Origin of the sequence: Pseudoduganella namucuonensis (assembly GCF_900116645.1) — a bacterium.
Taxonomy (GTDB): Bacteria; Pseudomonadota; Gammaproteobacteria; order Burkholderiales; family Burkholderiaceae_D; genus Rugamonas; species Rugamonas namucuonensis.
Map to the genome: position 1 here is coordinate 111,037 of NZ_FPBO01000019.1, position 17,395 is coordinate 128,431.

Consider the following 17,395-nt stretch of genomic DNA (forward strand, 5'->3'; position numbering starts at 1 on the left):
TTATTGGTTAGCGTGCCGAATCGCGACAAGCGAAATGATTTCGACCCGCCATTCCATTTGCGAATACCCTTTTCCCGCGGGATGCCGGACAATACCGGGATGAGACGCAATCTACCCTCCCTGCCCGCCCTGCACGCCTTTGAAATGGTGTACAAATTACAAAGCATCAGCGCCGCCGCCAACGCGCTGGCGCTGACGCAGAGCGCCGTCAGCAAGAAGATCCAGGCGCTGGAATCGTATTTCGACCAGCCGCTGTTCGAGCGCCGCGCCAACGGCCTGGCGCCCACCGCCGCCGCCGAACTGCTGTGGGCCCGGCTGCCGCACGCGCTGGACGAGCTGGAAGGGGTGATGCAGGAGGTGCTGTCGTCGCGCGACGGCGGCGGCGTGATCAACCTGGCGGTGTTCCCCACCTTCGCCACCAAGTGGCTGGTGCCGCGCCTGCCGCTGCTGCAGGAGGCGCATCCCGGGCTGACGGTGAACCTGAAGATCCAGCTGGGACGCGTGGATTTCGGCGGCACGGGGCTGGACGCCGGCATCGTCTTCGGCCGCCCGGGCTGGCCGCAATGCGAGCACCACCGGCTGTTCGGCGAGACGCTGGTGCCGGTGTGCAGCCCCGGCTTCATCGCCCGCCACGGGCGCCCGACGTCGATGGCGCGACTGGCCGATTTCACGCTGCTGAACCAGACCTCGCGCCCGGACAGCTGGCCGAACTGGTTCGAGGCCCACGGCCTGGCCGCGCCGCCCAAGGAAAAGATACTGGATTTCGAACTGTTCTCGATGGCGGTGGAGGCGGCCAAGGCGGGCCTGGGCATCGGCCTGCTGCCCGCCATGTTCGTGGCCGACGAGATCCAGCGGCAGGCGCTGGTGGAGCTGTTCGAGCCGCACCAGCAGTCCGATAGCGCCTACTACCTGATCTACCCCAAGCGCAAGGCGCCGCTCCAGGGCCTGATCTCCTTCCGGCGCTGGATGCTGGAGCAGAACGCGAACCAGCGCTAAGGGCACCCCTCCAATCCAGACCGGAATGCGCCTGGAGACTCTGGAACCCGCTCCATGGCGTACTCGGCCAGCGCGGTGATCGTCAGCGCCGGATTGACACCGGGGTTGGCCGGCATCGCCGCGCCGTCGCAGACCAGCATGTTCCGGTAGCCGAACACTTGCAGATGCCGGTCCACGACGCCGCTCGCGGCGTCGGCGCCGATGACGGCGCCGCCCAGCACATGGGCGGTGGTCGGAATGTCGGCCAGCGCCTCCAGCACATTGCTTTGGGCGATGCCGCCGGTGCGCCGGGCCAGCCACTGCGCGGCCTCGTTCGCCACGCCGATGTAGGTCGGGTTGGGCTTGTCGCCATTCTGCTCGGTGACGAGGCGGTAGCCGCGCCCGAGACCGCGCTTCCTGGGGCGCAGCGCGATCGCGTTGTCCAGCGTCTGCATCACCAGCAGCGTCACCATGCGCCGGCTCCAGCCCACCGGCCACACGGTCTTGAGCCATTGCAGCGGATGCGAGGCGATGCGGGCCAGCCATTTCAAGGGCCGCGTCAGGCGGCCGCCATCGCCAACCAATACCGTGTACATCAGCCCCATGGCGTCGGCGTGGCGGCCGTAGGTGAGGAACTCGATATGGGTATGCTGGTCGACGTGCACGCTGCTGCTGGCGGTGACATCGTTCCAGGTCTTGAGGTCCTCGGGCAGGCGCACATTCAGCACCGATTCGCTGTTGGTGCGCACCAGTTCACCGAGACGGCCGCTCACCCGGGGCAATGAGCCGCCGAGCTTGCAGTTGGCCAGCAATTCGTTGGTGCCCAGCGCCCCGCCCGCGAACACAACACCGCGCGCGGTATGGGTCTGGCGGTCCCCGGCGAACCAGGCGCCGGGGCGCCGCGTGGTCACCAGGTAGCCGTCGCCGCCGTCGGCGGCGCCGAGCGGACTGACATCGACCACCTCGCGCTCGGCCATGATGCGCACCCCGCGCTTCTCCGCGAACCACAGGTAGTTCTTCAGCAGCGAGTTCACGGCGCCGGTGCGGCAGCCCACCATGCAGGCGCCGCACCGTGTGCACCCGGTGCGGTCGGGGCCCTCGCCGCCGAAATACGGATCCTTGACCGTCTTGCCCGGCTCGCCGAAGAACACCCCGGTCGGAGAACGGGTGAACCGGTCTTCGCCGCCGAAATGCCGCGCCATCTCGCGCGCCAGCCGCTGATTGCTCGAGTCGAATGGCACGGTGTTCACGCCCAGCATGCGCTCGGCCGTGTCGTAATGCGGCCGCAACAGGGCGTCCCAGTCGCCAAGTCCGCGCCACTGCGGGTTGGCGAAAAACTCCGGACGGGCCCGGTACAGCACGCCGCCGTAGACCGTGCTGCCGCCGCCGACGCCCGACTGGCTGGGGAAGAACACATGCCGAAACACTTTCATGCGCATGACACCCCTCAAGCCAATGGCGGGCGCCCACAGGAAGCGGCTTAGCTGCCAGGCCGACCCGGGCAGATCCTCGTCGCGGAAGCGCCGGCCGCGTTCCAGCACGCCCACGCGATAGCCTTTTTGCGCCAGGCGCAGCGCCGAGACGCTGCCGCCGAAGCCGGAGCCGATCACCAGCCAGTCGAAGTCGAAAGCGGTCGCGCCCATGTCAGAATTTGTAGCCGAGGGTTAAACCGAATATCTGCGGCTTGTCCCTCAAAGCGATGCCACGGGGGATGGCGCCAAAACCGGGCGTCTGCGTGACAACCGTCGCCGAGGTCTTCAGGCGGAACAGGCCGGTTTCCATGTTGACGCCCCATTGCTTGTCGATCGCGTACGAAACACCCAGCCTGCCATAAGGCGACCAGGAACTTTTCAATTCAATGGCGCTGGCGCTGCCTTGAAACAGGCTGGTATAGGTGCCGCTGACCTCCTGGTTGGTGAAGAAGGTGTAGACCACGCCCATGCCCAGGTAGGGCCGGAAGCCGTTGAAGCCGGCGAAGCTGTATTGCACCAGCGCGGTCGGAAACCAGATGCGCGCCCTGGCGACGGTTCCCACGGGCGCGGCGGCACCCGCGCCAACGGCGGTCAGCGTCGGCGGAATCCCGCCCTGGAATTGCGCCACCCAGTTGGTGGACAGGCGCCGCTCATAGCTGATGGCCAGCAGGCCCTGGTCCTTGGCGTCTATTCCCAGGCCGGGCGGCGTCGTTCCCGGCGGCCCGGTCAGGTCTCCGGATTGCAGATTGAAGCGGATCTTGGCGTAGCCCACCCTGACGGTGTTTTCAAGATCGTCGGCATGCGCCGCGCCGCCCAATGTCCAGGCGATCGGCAAGGCCGCGGCAATGGTGGTGATGATTTTTTTCGCTTGCATTTTTATGTCTCCTTGTGTGATTTTTTTTATCGTGTTGAATGCTTATCGCGCCAATTTGCCAACGATCCAGCGCGTCAGCGGGGCCGGCGCGATGCGTGTCCCGAGCGACAGCAATCCGGCCTGGAGGCCGACCGTCCAATGGGTCTTGTGGATCAGGCGCCGGGTCGTCGCGCAGCGCCACACGGTGGCGGCGACGTCGGCCGGCGTCAGCCGGATACCCAGTGATTTGGCGCTGGCGACGCCGGTGAAGCCGGCGGCCATCGCGGTGTTCACGAAGCTTGGCCAGATGGCGCTCACGCGGATGCCGACCTTGCTCCATTCGAGGTCCAGCCCTTCGGTGAATCCGCGCACGGCGAACTTGGTGGCCGAATAGGTCACCAGTTCCGGCTGGCCGTAGATCGCCGTGGCCGACGCCATGTTGATCACGCGCGCGCCAGGCGTCAGCCGCAGGTAGGAATAGGCGCTGTGGCAACCGGCGACCACGCTCGCCACGTTCACATCCAGCATCGCATGGTGCCTGGCCAGCGCCACGGTTTCGAATGGCCCGGCCGTCAGCACGCCGGCGTTATTGAGCAGAACGTCGAGCCGCTGGCCGCCGTGCTGCCAGAAATGGGCCAGCGCCCGCTGCCACGCGTCCGGATAGCAGACGTCGAGCGCGCCGGAGGTGGCGTTGCCCTCGCCCAGCGTGGCGGCGATGTCGGCCACGCCTTCCGCGTTCAGGTCGTACAGGCCGACGAACCAGCCGCGCGCCGCGAACAGCTCGGCGCAGGCGCGGCCGATGCCGGACGCGGCGCCGGTGATGAAAATCGCCGGCCTCCGCCCCGGAGCGGGCGCCGCGCGCGGCGGCCGGCGGTCGTCCGACACCGGTGCGATGTGCGGTTTCATGTCCATGGCCGCCTCATGCGCCGCGCGGCATGGCGCGCAGCTTCAGCTTGTCGATCTTGCCGACCGGGTTCTTGGGCAGACTGGCCATGACATGGATGGCCGCCGGCCGCTTGTAGCGCGTCAGCCGCGCGGCGCAATGCTCGTTCAACACCTCCGGCGTGGCGCCCCGCCCGGGGCGGAAAGCGACATAGGCGACGACGATCTCGCCCAGCGTCTCGTGGGGCGCGCCGATCACCGCCGCCTCCAGCACGCCGGGGAAGGCGGTCAGCGCATCCTCGATTTCCTTGGGATAGATGTTCTCGCCGCCGCGGATGATCATTTCCTTCAACCTCCCGACGATGGACAGGTAGCCGTCGGCATCGACGCGTCCCAGGTCGCCCGTGCGCAGCCAGCCGTCGACGATGGTCTTGCTGGTCTCCTCCGGCTTGCCCAGATAGCCGCGCATGACGTTGGGCCCCCGCACCAGCACTTCGCCCGTCTCGCCCGCCGCCAGGAGGCGGCCGCCGGCGTCCGCGATCGCGATGCGCTGGCCGGCGAACGGCAAGCCGACGGTGCCGGCCTTGCGCACGCCATCGAGCGGATTGATGGTCGATGCGCAGGTGCCTTCCGACAAGCCATAGCCCTCGATCAGCGGGAAACCGTAGCGCGCTTCGAAGTTCGCCAGCAGCTCGGCCGGCGCGGGCGCCGCGCCGCAGATACCGTAGCGCAGGCTGGACGTGTCCGGCCTCACATGCCCGGGCAGGGCGTTGAGCAAGGCGTAGATGGTCGGCACGGCCGAGAAGTACGTTGGCCGCAGCCGCTCGACGTCCGGGAAGAAGGTCTCGATGTCGAAGCGGGCGCGGATGGTGACCCGGCCGCCGGCCGAAAGCGGCGTCAGGATGCTGGCGACGATGCCGTTGACATGGAAGAGCGGCAGCACCAGCAGGCAATGATCCTCCTTCGTGATCCGCAACGCCTGGCGCGACATGGCCGCCATCGCTTCGAGATTGGCGTGGTCCAGCATCACGCCCTTGGGCAGGCCGGTGGTGCCGCTGGTGTAGATCAGCAGCGCCAGCGCCGCCGCGTCATCGACCGGCTGGCCGGCATGAGGCGCCGCGCCGTGCAACGTGGCGGCGGGCAGCGAGGGCACGCCGGCCATCACCGCCGCGCCGTCGGTGTTGATCAGCAGTTTGGCGCCGGAATCGGCGATCTGGTGGGTCGCTTCCGTGGCCGTGAGGCCCGGGTTGATCGGCGTGACGGCCGCGCCAAGGCGCCAGGCGGCAAACATCGCCACCACGAATTCCACCTGGTTCGGCAGCATGACGGCCACCACGTCCCCCGGCCCCACGCCGTTTTCGGCGAAGACGCCGGCGGCCACCAGTACCTTGGAATGGAATTCACTATTGGACAAACCGCTGGCGGCGTCGGCGACGCAGGGGGCGTCCGGGGCCTGCGCGGCGCGCAGTTCTGGAAGTCTGGAAAATAACATTGTTATTCCTTGGTTAAAATTGCGCGGGCGCGAGCAGGTGCCGGGTCAAAAAAGTGGTCTGATCCGACACCGCCCGTTCGAAGTGCTCGCCCAGATAGAAGTCGAAGTGGCCGCAGTCGTAAAGCTTGATCTCGCCGCGCGGGGCGCGCCCCGCCATGGCGATGGTGCGTTCCGGCGGCGTCACGGTGTCGGTCCGGCTCACGCAAAACAGGATAGGCGGCTGGACCTTGGCCGTGCGGCGTCCCGGGCGGTAGCTGACGATTTCCGGGATCACCCGGGCCGCGACACGGTTGACGAACGCCAGTCCCTTGGGCATCAGCGCCAGATATCCGGGCAAGGCGTCGTGGGCGTTCATCAACGCCGGCTGGCCAGGCAGGGCCGCGATCGGCACCATCACCGGCGGCCTGCCGAACAGCCGCGCCACCAGGTCGCGCATGACCACCGGCGTGATTTTCAGCGAACCCCGCACCCCCAGCGCGGCGGCCGATTCGAGTCCATCGGTGAAGGGACACTGGCTGATGGCCGCCATCAGTTCCGGATGCCGGCTGGCCACCTGGATCGCATGGCCGCCGCCAAAGGAGCTGCCCCAGATCGCCACCCGGCCGCCATCGACCTCCGGCAGGCCCTTGACGAAATCAAGCGCCGCGTCCCAGTCGGCCAGTTGGCGCCGCACCGACATCAACTGGCGTGGTGTGCCGCCACTGTCGCCGAAATAGCGATAGGTGAAGGCCAGCGTCGCGATGCCCGCCGCCGCGAAGCGTTCGCAATAGGCGTCCAGCCGCATTTCGCGCACGGCGCCCAGCCCGTGTCCGAGCACCACCACAGGTGGCCGTTCGACGCCGGCCGGCAGGTACAGCCAGGCGGAGCAAAAAGCTTCGCCGGAATCGAATCGCACGTCGCGGCGGAGGAATTGATAGGAAGTCTGTGCCATGGCGTCTATTCGATTGTGCGGTTGCCGGTGAAGGGGAAATGCCCATGTTTCAGGGCATGGCCGTAGACGGCCGGGGAGTACAAGGGCAAATCGCCGTCGCGCCCGGCGCGCTCCATGTATTCGATCATCAAGGCCTGCGCGCTCTCGCCCGACAAGGCCGACATGAATTCGGTGCGCTCCACATGCAGGCCGTCCTCCAGCGGCATCGATCCGCCCATGTAGACCGCGCGTTTGATGGCGCGGATGGCGTCGCGGGGGCGCGCGCCCAGGTATTGCGCCAGCGCCAGCGCGCGCCCCAACAGTTCGCCAGGCGCCACCACTTCGTCGACCAGGCCGATGTCGAGCGCCCTGGCGGGCGCCGCCGGCCGCCCTTCGAGCATCATCATCAGCGCGCGGTGGGCGCCGACCAGGCGCGTCAGCCGCTGCGTCCCGCCGCCGCCGGGAGGGATGCCGAGCAAGACCTCGGGCTGTCCGATGAAGAAATCGCCGTCCGCCATCAAACGCACATCGCAGGCTTGCGCCAGTTCGCTGCCCAGCCCCAGCGCCGAGCCGTTCAGGGCCGCGATGAAAACCACGCCACAACGGTTCATGCGCAGGAAGGTGTCATGCAGCTTGTCGAGCTGCAAGGCGCCGCTCAGCGGCGTGAACGCCGCCATGGGCGCCACCAGCGGCATACGCCGGACGGTGGCCGCCGTGCGCGCCACGGCCCCCGTCATGCCGCGCGCCATGGCCGGTATCGTGGTGCCGCCCTCCTGCAGCCAGCGCACGTCGGCATGGCCGATGAAGCGTCCCGGGTGCGTCCCGGTGAGCACCACCGCCTTCACCGCGCGGTCGGACTCCACCTCGTCCACCAGCGCCGCCAGCCCCTCGGCCATCGCCAGTCCCATCACGCCTTGCGGGCCGCCGTCAAGGCGCACCATCAATACCGCGCCATGACGCTCCACCAGCAGCCCGCCGGATCGGATCCGTGTGTTCATGTCTTGTCTCCTTTTAATCGATCACTGGTTCTAAATAACATCGTTATGACTAACCATAACACTGTTATGTCGCGATTTCAAGGCCGCGCCGGCCCCGGCCAGTGCCGCCGTCGCTTATTTTTTTCGAGACTTGCCGTTTTTGTTGTTTTGCGCGCCGGCCCACAGGGCTTGCGCGCCCGCCGCGGAGGACTCGGCCTTGTCGCGTTTCGCGCCCATGCCGACCACCACGTTCACGCACATCGGCAGCAGGACGCCGGAGGAAGGAACAGCCACGTGCGCGAAGTGGCCCGCCAGATCGAGCATGATGAAGCCGTGCAGCGCGCTCCAGAACTGCAGTGCGATAAGGTCGGGCTCCCCCTTGCGCACGCATCTGGCGTCAACCAGCCGCGCGCAGCCCCGCAGCAGAAAGCCATATGCCGTTCGAAAGGACGCGGACTGTCCGCTCAAAAGCGGCTCCGTGGCGCCGCGCGACGGGCTGTAACGGCCGTGGATCGACAGGCCGAACATCAAGTCATACAGATGGGGATTGTGGCGCGCGAACTCGTGGCATGCGAGCGCCATCGCGCACAGGTCGGCCATGGGATCGTCCGTCGGCGGCAACCCGCCGAAGACGATGGCCTGCCTGTTGAAGCCCTCGTCGGCCACCGCCTGCAGCAGTTCGGGAACGCCGCCGAAATAGGTGTACACCCCCATGGTGGACATCTGCGCTTCGCTCGATACCGAGCGCGCCTTCACTTCGGACGGCCCGCTCTTCGCCAGCAAGCGGATGGTGGCCTCGACAAGGCGGGTGCGCGGGTCTTGAAGGGAAATGTCTGCGGTCATCTGGATGGGAAGTGGTGCTATAACAACGTTATCATAGCACGCGCCTCCCCTCCCCGAACCCGCATTCTATTCCTGCCGCACCCACGTCTGCGTGCGCCCCAGCATGGGTACCCCGATGTAGCCACGCACGTCGAGCTTCTTGCCGCCGTCGGTCAGACGAATCTTGCTGGCGTAGGTCTTGCCATTGTCCGGATCCAGTATCTGGCCGCCCGCGTAGGCGTCGCCGTCCTTTTTCAGGCCGCTCAATATCACCAGGCCGATGATGGGCGCATCCTTGCCGGCGCCCTCGCATTTCTCGCACTTGGGGTTCTGGCTTTCGTTCGGCGCCGGGAAGACCTTTTCGATCCTGCCCTGGAGCGCGCCGTTCGACTCGGTGATACGGATCAGCGCGCGTGGCTTGCCGGTGGCGTCATCGATGTTTTTCCAAAGGCCGGCGGGAGAGGCGTCGTCGGCCCGGACCAGCGGTGACATGAGCGCCGTGGCCAGCGCAAGTCCGGTGACGAATGATTGTTTCAAGACATGCATGACAAGAATCTCCAATGATTTGAATATCGATGACGCATCCCGCGGTCACGCGCCCACCAGTTGCACAACGACCTTGCCCTTGGCCCTGCCCTGTTCAAGGTAGGCCAGTCCTTCCTTCGCCTGGCTGAACGGGACCACCTTGTCGATCACCGGACGGATACGCGATGTCTCGAGCAGTTCGCCGATCTTTGCCAGCTGGCCACCATCCGGCCGCACGAACAGGAAGGAATACGTGGCGTGGCGCGCCTTGGCGAGACGGATGATCTTGCGGCTCAACAAGCCGAGCACGAACCGCATGAGGAAGTTCATGCCGCGCGCCCGCGCGAAGGCGGCATCCGGCGGCCCGATGAGCGAGACGATGGTGCTCTCGGGTTTCACGATCGCCAGCGCCTTCTCGAGCTCATTCCCCCTGAGCGTGCCCAGCACCGCGTCGTAACCCCGCAGCACCTTCTCGAATTCCTGCTTCTTGTAGTCCACCACCTCGTCGGCGCCAAGGCCGCGCACCAGATCCACGTTGCCGGTGCTGGTGGTGGTCCCGACCTTCGCCCCGAGGTGTTTCGCCAGCTGGATCGCGAAACTTCCTATGCCGCCGGCGCCCGCCGGAACAAACACCTTCTGCCCCGGCTTGATCCGGGCGCGTTCATGGAAGGCCTGCCATGAGGTGAGGCCAACCATCGGAATCGAGGCCGCTTGCACAAAGTCCAGATTGGCCGGTTTCAGCGCGGCGGCATGCTCGGGCACGGCGGCGAACTCGGCGAGGGAACCGCCGCCCAGGTCGAAGATGCTGGCGAACACGGCGTCGCCAACCTTGAAGCGCCTGACGCGCGTACCGACTTCCACCACCACGCCGGCCAGATCGCTGCCCATCGTGGCTGGCAGCTGAAACTTGAGGATGGGTTTGAAGTCCCCCTTCGGTATCATGTAGTCGATCGGATTGAGGCCCACGGCATGAACCTGGACCAGTATTTCATCCGGTTTGATGACGGGCCGCGCGACGTCGGCGAATTCGATCTGGCCGGACCCGCCATAGCGTTTCAAGACTAGTGCTTTCATGTTGTTACCTTCTTTGTTTTTGTTGAGTACATGTCCGCCCCCACCCACGACATGGCGGCGTTTCCGGCACACAGCGCCGACTAGCCCGCCAGCGCCGGATAGTCCGTATAGCCCTGCGCCCCGGGCGTATAGAAGGTGGCGGGGTCGGGCGCGTTCAGTGGCGCGTCCAGGCGCATGCGGTCGACCAGGTCGGGGTTGGCCAGGAAGGCCCGGCCCATCGCAATCATATCGGCGCGGCCCTCGGCCAGCGCCTGCTGCGCGCCATGCTTGTCGAAGCCGCCGGCAAGGATGAAGGGGCCATCGAACGCGGCGCGCAGGTCGGCCTTCAGCGCGGCTGGCACGGGCGGGGCGCCCATCGCCGAATGATCCAGCACGTGGACGTACATCAGGCCGAGCGCGGAAAGCTCCTTCACCAGCGCGACATACTGCTCGTCCACGCCGGCGAACGGGCCGGTGGCGTTGAACACGCCGTACGGCGACAAACGAATGCCAACCCGCCCGGCGCCGATTTCCCTGGCGGTGGCGCGGGCGACCTCGAGCACGAGCCGATTGCGCCCTTCGGGCGTGCCGCCGTAGCCGTCGGTCCGGCGGTTGACATTGGCGTTCAGGAACTGTTCCAGCAGATAGCCGTTGGCGGCGTGTAGTTCGATGCCGTCGAAGCCGGCCGCGATGGCCAGGCGCGCGGCGTTCGCGAATTCACGCGTCACCGCCGCGATGTCGGCCTCGGTCATCTCGCGCGGCGGCGTGTGCGGCTGGCTACCCTGGCCATCGGTCCACATCTCGCCCGGGCAGGCGCCGGACGATGGGCCCAGCACCTCGGCCCCGGCCGGCAGGTTCGCCTGGTGGCTCACGCGCCCGGTATGCATCAGCTGCACGACGATCTTGCCGCCCTGGGCGTGGACCGCGTCCGTCACCAGTCTCCAGCCTTGCGCGTGGGCGTCGTTGAACAAGCCCGGGATGCGCGCGTAGCCCAAGCCGTTCGGCGACGGCGAGGTGCCCTCGGTGATGATGAGGCCCGCGCTTGCGCGCTGGGCGTAGTAGGTCGCCATCAGGCTGTTCGGCGTGTTGTTGTCGACGGCGCGGCTGCGCGTGAGCGGCGACATCACGGCGCGGTTTTTAAGATCGGTGGCGCGCAGGGAGAAGGTTTCGAATAGCATGTCGGGTATCCTTTGAGTGTATTTCCGCGGATGAAAATCAGAGCGCCAGCAGGCGCGGCGCGACCTTGCCGGTTTGCGCCGTGGCGAACAGCGCGGCGCGGGCCGATTCGAAGCGCTCGATCGCCTCCGCGTCGGCCACCGACGGCCAAGTGACGTCCTCGCCCTTGTCGAAGGCGAGCAAGGCCGCGTCCACGAGATCGTCCACCGCCATGACGGACTCCGGGGCCAGGGCCGACAGGGGCACGCCGGACTGGTCCCAGACTTCGGTGGCCGTTGCGGCGGGAAGCACAACCTGGACCTTCACGCCGGTATCGGCCAGTTCCTGCTGAAGCCCGCGGCTGAACGCCAGCACGAAGGCCTTGGTGCCGCTGTAGACGGAGCTGATCGGCATGGAATGCAGCGCCATGGCGGAGGCGATGTTGATGATCGCGCCTTCATTGCGCGCCTTGAGTCCCGGCAGGGCCGCATGCGACAGGCGCGTCAGCGCCGTGATGTTCAGCGCAATCTGCGACAGGGAGTCCTGCAAGGGGCTGCCCAGGATCGGAGCAAGCCGCGCGATGCCGGCGTTGTTCACCAGGATGCTGACATCCGGCGTGCTGGACAGGAATTGCTCGACGCTGGCCTGGCCAGCCTCCGTGCCGAGGTCGGCGACCAGTGGCTCGACCCGCACCCCGTGCGTCTTTGCGATCTTGGCCGCCAGCGATTGCAAGCGCTCCTCGCGGCGCGCGACCAGCACCAGGTCGTAGCCGCGTTTGGCCAGGCGGTCGGCGTAGACCGCGCCTATGCCGGACGACGCGCCGGTCACCACCGCGATTTTTTTGGAAGAAGAAGTAGACATCGTTGTTTCCTTTTGGTTGAGAGTTGTACTGCGTGGCTTGTGTTGCGTATTGCTATGCGAGCCGCAGATCCTTGCGTATGCCCGAGTCCATCACCCCGGCAGGGGCGAAGGTGCGCAGCAGGCGCAGGCGCGCGGCCAGACCGCCGGCGGTGTATCGCAGTTTCGGACGGACCGCCAGCGCCGCTTTCAGCACCGTATCGGCCACCACGTCCGGCCCCTCGGCGCCCTCCATCACTTCCCCGATGCGCCGGGCCATGGCGGTCCGCACCTCGCGGTAGGCCTCGAGTTTGGCGTCCGGCTCCAGCAGGTTGGCGTCGAACGGTGTCTTGGTGTAGGCGGGCTCGACGACCACGGAACGGATGCCCCAGTTGCGCAATTCGTGGTCCAGCGATTCCGAATAGCCTTCAATGGCGTGCTTGGTGGCGGCATACAGCGCGCCATACGGCATCGGCAGAAAACCGAGCACCGAGCCGATGTTGATGACGCGGCCGCCGCCCTGGGCCCGCATATGCGGCAGCACCGCGCGCGTCATGCGCACCACGCCGAAGAAGTTGGTGTCGAATATGGACTGCGCCTGTGCGATCGAACTCTCCTCCGCGCCGGCCGGGGCCACGCCGAAGCCCGCGTTGTTCACCAGCAGGTCGATCCGCCCTTCCAGCCGCATCACGCAGGCGACGGCCTCCTGGACCGAGGCGTCGCTGGTCACGTCCAGGGCCAGCATCTCGTATGCGCGCCGGCCCGCTTGCGCGCCGCGGCGGCTGGTGCCGTACACCTTGAAGCCGGCTTGCGCGAGCCGCTTCGCCGTGGCTTCGCCGATGCCGGACGAGGCTCCGGTGACGAGTGCGATCTTGGTATTCATGGCCATCCTTTCATTAGTAGAATATGATGCTCATCATATTTTAAAGCAAAAAAAACCGCCGTCAGTCGTCGACGACAGCCGGGGTGAATTGTTTCAGCGCGGCTGCGCACAGGGCCTTCGACAGCCTGGGGTCGTCCACGGCGCGCGCGACCATGGCGGTGCCCACCAGGGCGCAGACCAGCGCCATGGCCCGCTCGTGCGCCTCGGGCTGGCCCCAGTCGGGCAGTTGGCGGGCGAACAGGTCGATCATTTCCTTGATGTGGATGGTCGCGGCGCGCCGCACCTCCGGCGCCTGGCGCGGCATTTCAGAGCCCAGCGCGGAAACCGGGCAGCCGGTCTCGATGGCCCCGATATGCTCCGGCGACAAATAGGCCTGGATCATGGCCTGCAGGGCCAGCCCCGGAGGCGCGGCGGCCGCCACCCGCGCGGCCAGGGCCACCGATTCGGCGCCGGCGCGGTCGCCCGCCTCGGCCAACAAGGCGTCGCGCGATTCGAAGTGGGCGTAGAAGCCGCCGTGCGTCAGCCCGGCCTCCTTCATGATGTCCGCCACCCCGGTGCCATCGTAGCCGCTGCGGCGGATGGCGCGCGCCGCCACCTCCACGATGCGTTCGTGCGTGGCTTCCTTGCGGCTGGGGGCCGTCTGCCTGACGGGCTGCTTGGTGGATTTCGTCTTCATGATGGTCATCATATAGCATTTCGCGCGAACGTGCACGGCCCCGGTTTTATCTGTATTCCATTCGGGAATAGGAACTGGAAAACAATTCCTTTGTAGTTTAGGCACCCTCTGCCGAATAATCGCTTGGCCGAGGCGTTGTATTCCAACGCAAATTCTGAGGCCGACGACGGCCCGGGCGCACATAAACAACAATGGAGACACCATGTTCAACCCCACCACCCTGCGCCGCGCAGTGTTGATCAGCCTGTACGGTTCCGCAGCGCTGGCCGCCCTTTCCCCGGCCGCCCACGCCCAGTCCTCCCCGGAAGGCGCGAAGAGCGAACAAATGCAAACCGTGAACGTGGTCGGCACGCGCCGCGCCAACGCCTCCGCCACCGAGACCGCGCTGCCGGTCGACTTCATCCCCATGAACAAGGCCGCCGAGCAAGGCGCCCAGTTCGACCTGGCGCAGTCGCTGACCTACATCTCGCCATCGTTCAACTCCACCCGCCAGACCGGCGCGGACGGCGCCGACCTGGTCGATTCCGCCGCCCTGCGCGGCCTGGGTTCGGACCAGACCCTGGTGCTGGTGAACGGCAAGCGCCGCCACACCACCGCGCTGGTCAACCTGTTCGGCGCGCGCAACCGCGGCAACACCGGCACCGACATGAACGCCGTGCCGCTGCTGGCCATCCGCAACGTGCAGGTGCTGCGCGACGGCGCGGCGGCCCAATACGGCTCGGACGCGATCGCCGGCGTGATCAACATCGACCTGAAGAAAAGCCTGGGCTGCGAGGCGGTGGCCGGCTACGGCCAATACTCCGAGGGCGACGGCAAGAACTACCTGACCTCGGCCTATTGCGGCGTGAAGGTGGGCGACAAGGGCGTGATCGGCGTCACCGGCGAATACCTGGACCGCGGCCGCTCCAACCGCGCGGAACCCGGCAACCCGCGCATCATCGGCGACACCAAGGCGCGGAACAAGACGCTGTACGCCAACGGCGAACTGCCCGTCACCGCCGACGGCCGCCTGTACTTCACGGCCGGCACGCAGGTGCGCGAGGCCTCCAGCGCCGCCTGGGCGCGCAACGGCACGGACGACGTCCCCACCCGCAACTCGGCCGCCATGTATCCGAACGGCTTCGTCCCCTTCATCAACGCCGACATCGACGACCAGTACGGCACGCTGGGCTACCGCACCCGCGCCGGCGAATGGAACGCGGACCTGTCGCAGACCTACGGCTACAACAAGATGATGTACAACATCGCCAACACGCTGAACGCCTCCATCGCCAACAAGGACCTGCTGGCCGGCGGCAAGGGCGTCAGCCCGGCCGCCTTCGGCGCCGGCGGCTTCTCCTTCCAGCAGCAGACCACCAACGTGGACTTCAGCCGGCTGTTCGACGGCGTGATGAGCGGCTTGAACGTGGCCTTCGGCGGCGAGTACCGCACCGAGACCTACAAGATCTTCGCCGGCGAGACCGGTTCCTGGATCGACGCCGACGGCGTGGGCTTCGGCGGCAACGCCGGCAGCCAGGGCTTCCCCGGCTTCCAGCCCGGCGACGTCACTGACAAGAGCCGCCACAGCCTGGCCGCCTACGCCGACGTGGAGGCCGACGTCACCGACCGCCTGAAGCTGCAGGCCGCGCTGCGCTACGAGAAGTTCAGCGACTTCGGAAACACCGTCACCGGCAAGGTGGCGGGCGGTTTCCGCGTCGGCCCGGACATGCTGTTGCGCGGCTCCGCCTCCACCGGCTTCCGCGCGCCGTCGCTGCAGCAGATCTTCTTCTCGTCCACCTTCACGGACTTCATCAGCGGCCAGCCCAAGGACGTGGTGCTGGCGCCCAATGGCGGCGCGGTCGCCAACGCGGCCGGCATCCCCAAGCTGAAGGAGGAAAAGTCGAAGAGTTTCACCCTGGGCGCGACCTGGACGCCGACCCGCTCCACCTCCGTCACGGCCGACCTGTACCGCATCGACATCGACGACCGCATCGTGCTGTCGGGCCGCTTCGACGCCGACAACTATCCGGCGCTTGGCGCCGTGCTGTCCCGCCTGGGCGTGGGCCAGGCGCAGTTCTTCGTCAACTCGATCAACACCCGCACCCAGGGCCTGGACCTGACGGTGTCCAACAAGGCCGACCTGGCGGGCGGCAAGCTGACCACCTTCCTGGCGGCGAACTTCAGCAGGAACGAGGTGCTGGGGGTGAACGCGCCGGCGGCGTTCAAGGGCTACGAGAACGTGCTGCTGTCCGAGCGCGAGCGCCTGTTCATCGAACAGGGCGGCCCGCGCCGCAAGGCCACGCTGGGCCTGGCCTACACGCACGGCAAGCTGGACACCGACTTCAAGATCATCCACTTCGGTCCGCAGACGCTGGGCACCTTCTCCGGCACCGCCGCCGGCGTGCCGAACGCGAAGTATGAACCGAAGACCTCGGCCGACCTGTCGCTCACCTGGGCCTTCACCGCCAACACCAAGCTGACCGTGGGCGGCGCCAACATCTTCAACGTCAAGCCCACGCGCCAGGACGCCAACGAGACCGACAACGGCTTCCACTACGACAGCGTGCAGTTCGGCCTGAACGGCGCCTCCTACTTCGCCCGCCTGTGGCACAAGTTCTGAGGCCGATATCGTAGGCCGGCATGGCGCTGGCGCGCTACTCGGCCCTGCGCGCCGGCGCCGCGGCTTCGATCGCATACTCCCCGAGCTGATACAGCAAGGCCAGCGCCGGAAACGCCATGCCCAACACCAGCGCGCCGTGCCAGCCGTGGGCGGCGTAGACCCAGGCGCCCAGCGCCGACCCCAGCGCGCCGCCGGCGAAGAACAACGCGAAGTAGATCGCGTTCAGCCGGCTGCGCACCTCCGCCCCCAGCACGAAGATGGCGCGCTGGCCGAGCACCAGGTTGGCCGCCACACCCATGTCCAGCACGATGGACGCGGCCACCAGCAGCGCCAGCGACACCACGCGCGCGCCGGGCACGAGCAGCGGCAAGGCGAACGAGATCACGCCCAGCAACAGCGCGGCGGTGGTGGCGGAACGGGCGTGGCCCGCGTCGGCCAGCCGTCCGGCCACCGGCGAGGCGACGGCGCCAGCCATCCCCACCAGCGCGAAGATGGCGATGCCGGTCTGCGACAGGCCGAATTCGGGCCCTGCCAGCGCCAGCGGCGCCGTGGTCCAGAACAGGCTGAAGGCGCCGAACATGCCGGCGTGGTAGGCCGAACGGCGGCGCAGCACCGGCGTGGAGGCGAACAGCCGCCACATCGACGCCAGCAGGCGAGGATAGGACAGCGTGGCGGCCGGCAGACGCCGCGGAAGCTTGTGGCGCAGGACGAAGGCCAGCGCCAGCATGGCCGCCGCCGCGCCGACGAACACGGCGTGCCAGCCCAGATGGTCCGCCGCCAGGCTGGCCACGGGGCGCGCCAGCATGATCCCGATCAGCAGGCCGCTGACGACCTTGCCCACCGTTTGTCCGCGCGTCGCTTCCCTGGACAGATGGGCGGCGAACGGCACGATGATCTGCGCCGCCACCGACGCCAGCCCCACGCCGAGCGCCGCGGCCAGCACCAGCCACGGGCTGGACGCGGTGGCCGCCAGCGCCAGCGCGCCGGAGGTCAGCAGCAGCAGGGTGACGACCAGGCGCCGGTTTTCCAGCAGGTCCCCCAGCGGGACGATGAACAACAGGCCGAGACAATAGCCGATCTGCGTCAGGGTGACGATCAGGCCGGCCGCCCGCGGCGACAGGCCGGTGGCGGCGCTGATCGGACCCACCAGCGTTTGGGCGTAGTACAGGTTGGCCACTATCAGCCCGCTGGCGATGGCGAGCAGCCACACCATGCCGGAGGATATGTCTTGCCGGGTGTCGTTTTGCGCGTTGGTCTGGATGGGTTGCAACAAGGCATTCATTG

At 67.2% G+C, this 17,395-nt stretch carries 16 protein-coding genes; 2 read left to right on the forward strand and 14 right to left on the reverse strand.

The annotated features are described in order from the left end of the window. Positions 1-99: 99 nt before the first annotated feature. On the forward strand, positions 100-996 hold the full coding sequence (locus BM436_RS19910; protein ID WP_177307362.1) for a LysR family transcriptional regulator: 897 nt from the start codon (positions 100-102) through the stop codon (positions 994-996). On the opposite strand, the gene BM436_RS19915 is transcribed toward BM436_RS19910, so the two are convergent. From BM436_RS19915 to BM436_RS19975, 13 genes are all read right to left on the reverse strand, one after another. After that, positions 993-2,618, reverse strand: a complete 1,626-nt coding sequence (locus BM436_RS19915; protein ID WP_093557279.1) for an FAD-dependent oxidoreductase — start codon at positions 2,616-2,618, stop codon at positions 993-995. The two genes, BM436_RS19910 and BM436_RS19915, sit on opposite strands and share 4 nt — an antisense overlap. Before the next feature lies 1 nt (position 2,619). Then, positions 2,620-3,321 carry an OmpW/AlkL family protein gene (locus BM436_RS19920; RefSeq protein ID WP_093557280.1) on the reverse strand — a complete coding sequence of 234 codons (702 nt, stop codon included), beginning with the start codon at positions 3,319-3,321 and terminating at the stop codon, positions 2,620-2,622. A gap of 42 nt (positions 3,322-3,363) precedes the next feature. Continuing rightward, positions 3,364-4,212, reverse strand: coding sequence for an SDR family oxidoreductase (locus BM436_RS19925; protein ID WP_229490525.1), 849 nt, complete (start codon positions 4,210-4,212; stop codon positions 3,364-3,366). A gap of 7 nt (positions 4,213-4,219) precedes the next feature. Beyond that, on the reverse strand, positions 4,220-5,674 hold the full coding sequence (locus BM436_RS19930; RefSeq protein ID WP_093557281.1) for a class I adenylate-forming enzyme family protein: 1,455 nt from the start codon (positions 5,672-5,674) through the stop codon (positions 4,220-4,222). Between the two features lie 13 nt (positions 5,675-5,687). After that, entirely contained in the window at positions 5,688-6,605 is a 918-nt protein-coding gene (locus BM436_RS19935; RefSeq protein ID WP_093557282.1) for an alpha/beta hydrolase, read from the reverse strand. A 5-nt stretch (positions 6,606-6,610) separates the two neighbouring features. Then, entirely contained in the window at positions 6,611-7,582 is a 972-nt protein-coding gene (locus tag BM436_RS19940) for an enoyl-CoA hydratase/isomerase family protein (RefSeq protein WP_093557283.1), read from the reverse strand. A gap of 114 nt (positions 7,583-7,696) precedes the next feature. Beyond that, entirely contained in the window at positions 7,697-8,344 is a 648-nt protein-coding gene (locus tag BM436_RS19945; RefSeq protein ID WP_229490527.1) for a TetR-like C-terminal domain-containing protein, read from the reverse strand. Positions 8,345-8,470: 126 nt separating this feature from the next. Continuing rightward, a complete protein-coding gene (locus BM436_RS19950) occupies positions 8,471-8,875 on the reverse strand; it encodes a DUF2147 domain-containing protein (protein WP_229490529.1) in 405 nt (134 codons plus the stop codon). A 99-nt stretch (positions 8,876-8,974) separates the two neighbouring features. Next, complete coding sequence (locus BM436_RS19955; RefSeq protein WP_093557286.1) at positions 8,975-9,982, reverse strand: NADP-dependent oxidoreductase; 1,008 nt, start codon at positions 9,980-9,982, stop codon at positions 8,975-8,977. 80 nt (positions 9,983-10,062) lie between these two features. After that, positions 10,063-11,139: an alkene reductase gene (locus BM436_RS19960; RefSeq protein WP_093557287.1), complete on the reverse strand. Its 1,077-nt coding sequence runs from the start codon at positions 11,137-11,139 to the stop codon at positions 10,063-10,065. Positions 11,140-11,176: 37 nt separating this feature from the next. Continuing rightward, on the reverse strand, positions 11,177-11,977 hold the full coding sequence (locus tag BM436_RS19965; protein ID WP_093557288.1) for an SDR family NAD(P)-dependent oxidoreductase: 801 nt from the start codon (positions 11,975-11,977) through the stop codon (positions 11,177-11,179). Between the two features lie 52 nt (positions 11,978-12,029). Next, entirely contained in the window at positions 12,030-12,836 is an 807-nt protein-coding gene (locus BM436_RS19970) for an oxidoreductase (RefSeq protein ID WP_093557306.1), read from the reverse strand. A gap of 61 nt (positions 12,837-12,897) precedes the next feature. After that, positions 12,898-13,524, reverse strand: coding sequence for a TetR/AcrR family transcriptional regulator (locus BM436_RS19975; RefSeq protein ID WP_093557289.1), 627 nt, complete (start codon positions 13,522-13,524; stop codon positions 12,898-12,900). Positions 13,525-13,714: 190 nt separating this feature from the next. On the opposite strand from BM436_RS19975, the gene BM436_RS19980 reads away from it, so the two are divergent. Continuing rightward, positions 13,715-16,111 carry a TonB-dependent receptor plug domain-containing protein gene (locus BM436_RS19980; protein WP_093557290.1) on the forward strand — a complete coding sequence of 799 codons (2,397 nt, stop codon included), beginning with the start codon at positions 13,715-13,717 and terminating at the stop codon, positions 16,109-16,111. A 34-nt stretch (positions 16,112-16,145) separates the two neighbouring features. On the opposite strand, the gene BM436_RS19985 is transcribed toward BM436_RS19980, so the two are convergent. Further along, positions 16,146-17,324, reverse strand: a complete 1,179-nt coding sequence (locus tag BM436_RS19985; protein WP_093557307.1) for an MFS transporter — start codon at positions 17,322-17,324, stop codon at positions 16,146-16,148. Between the last annotated feature and the right edge of the window lie 71 nt (positions 17,325-17,395).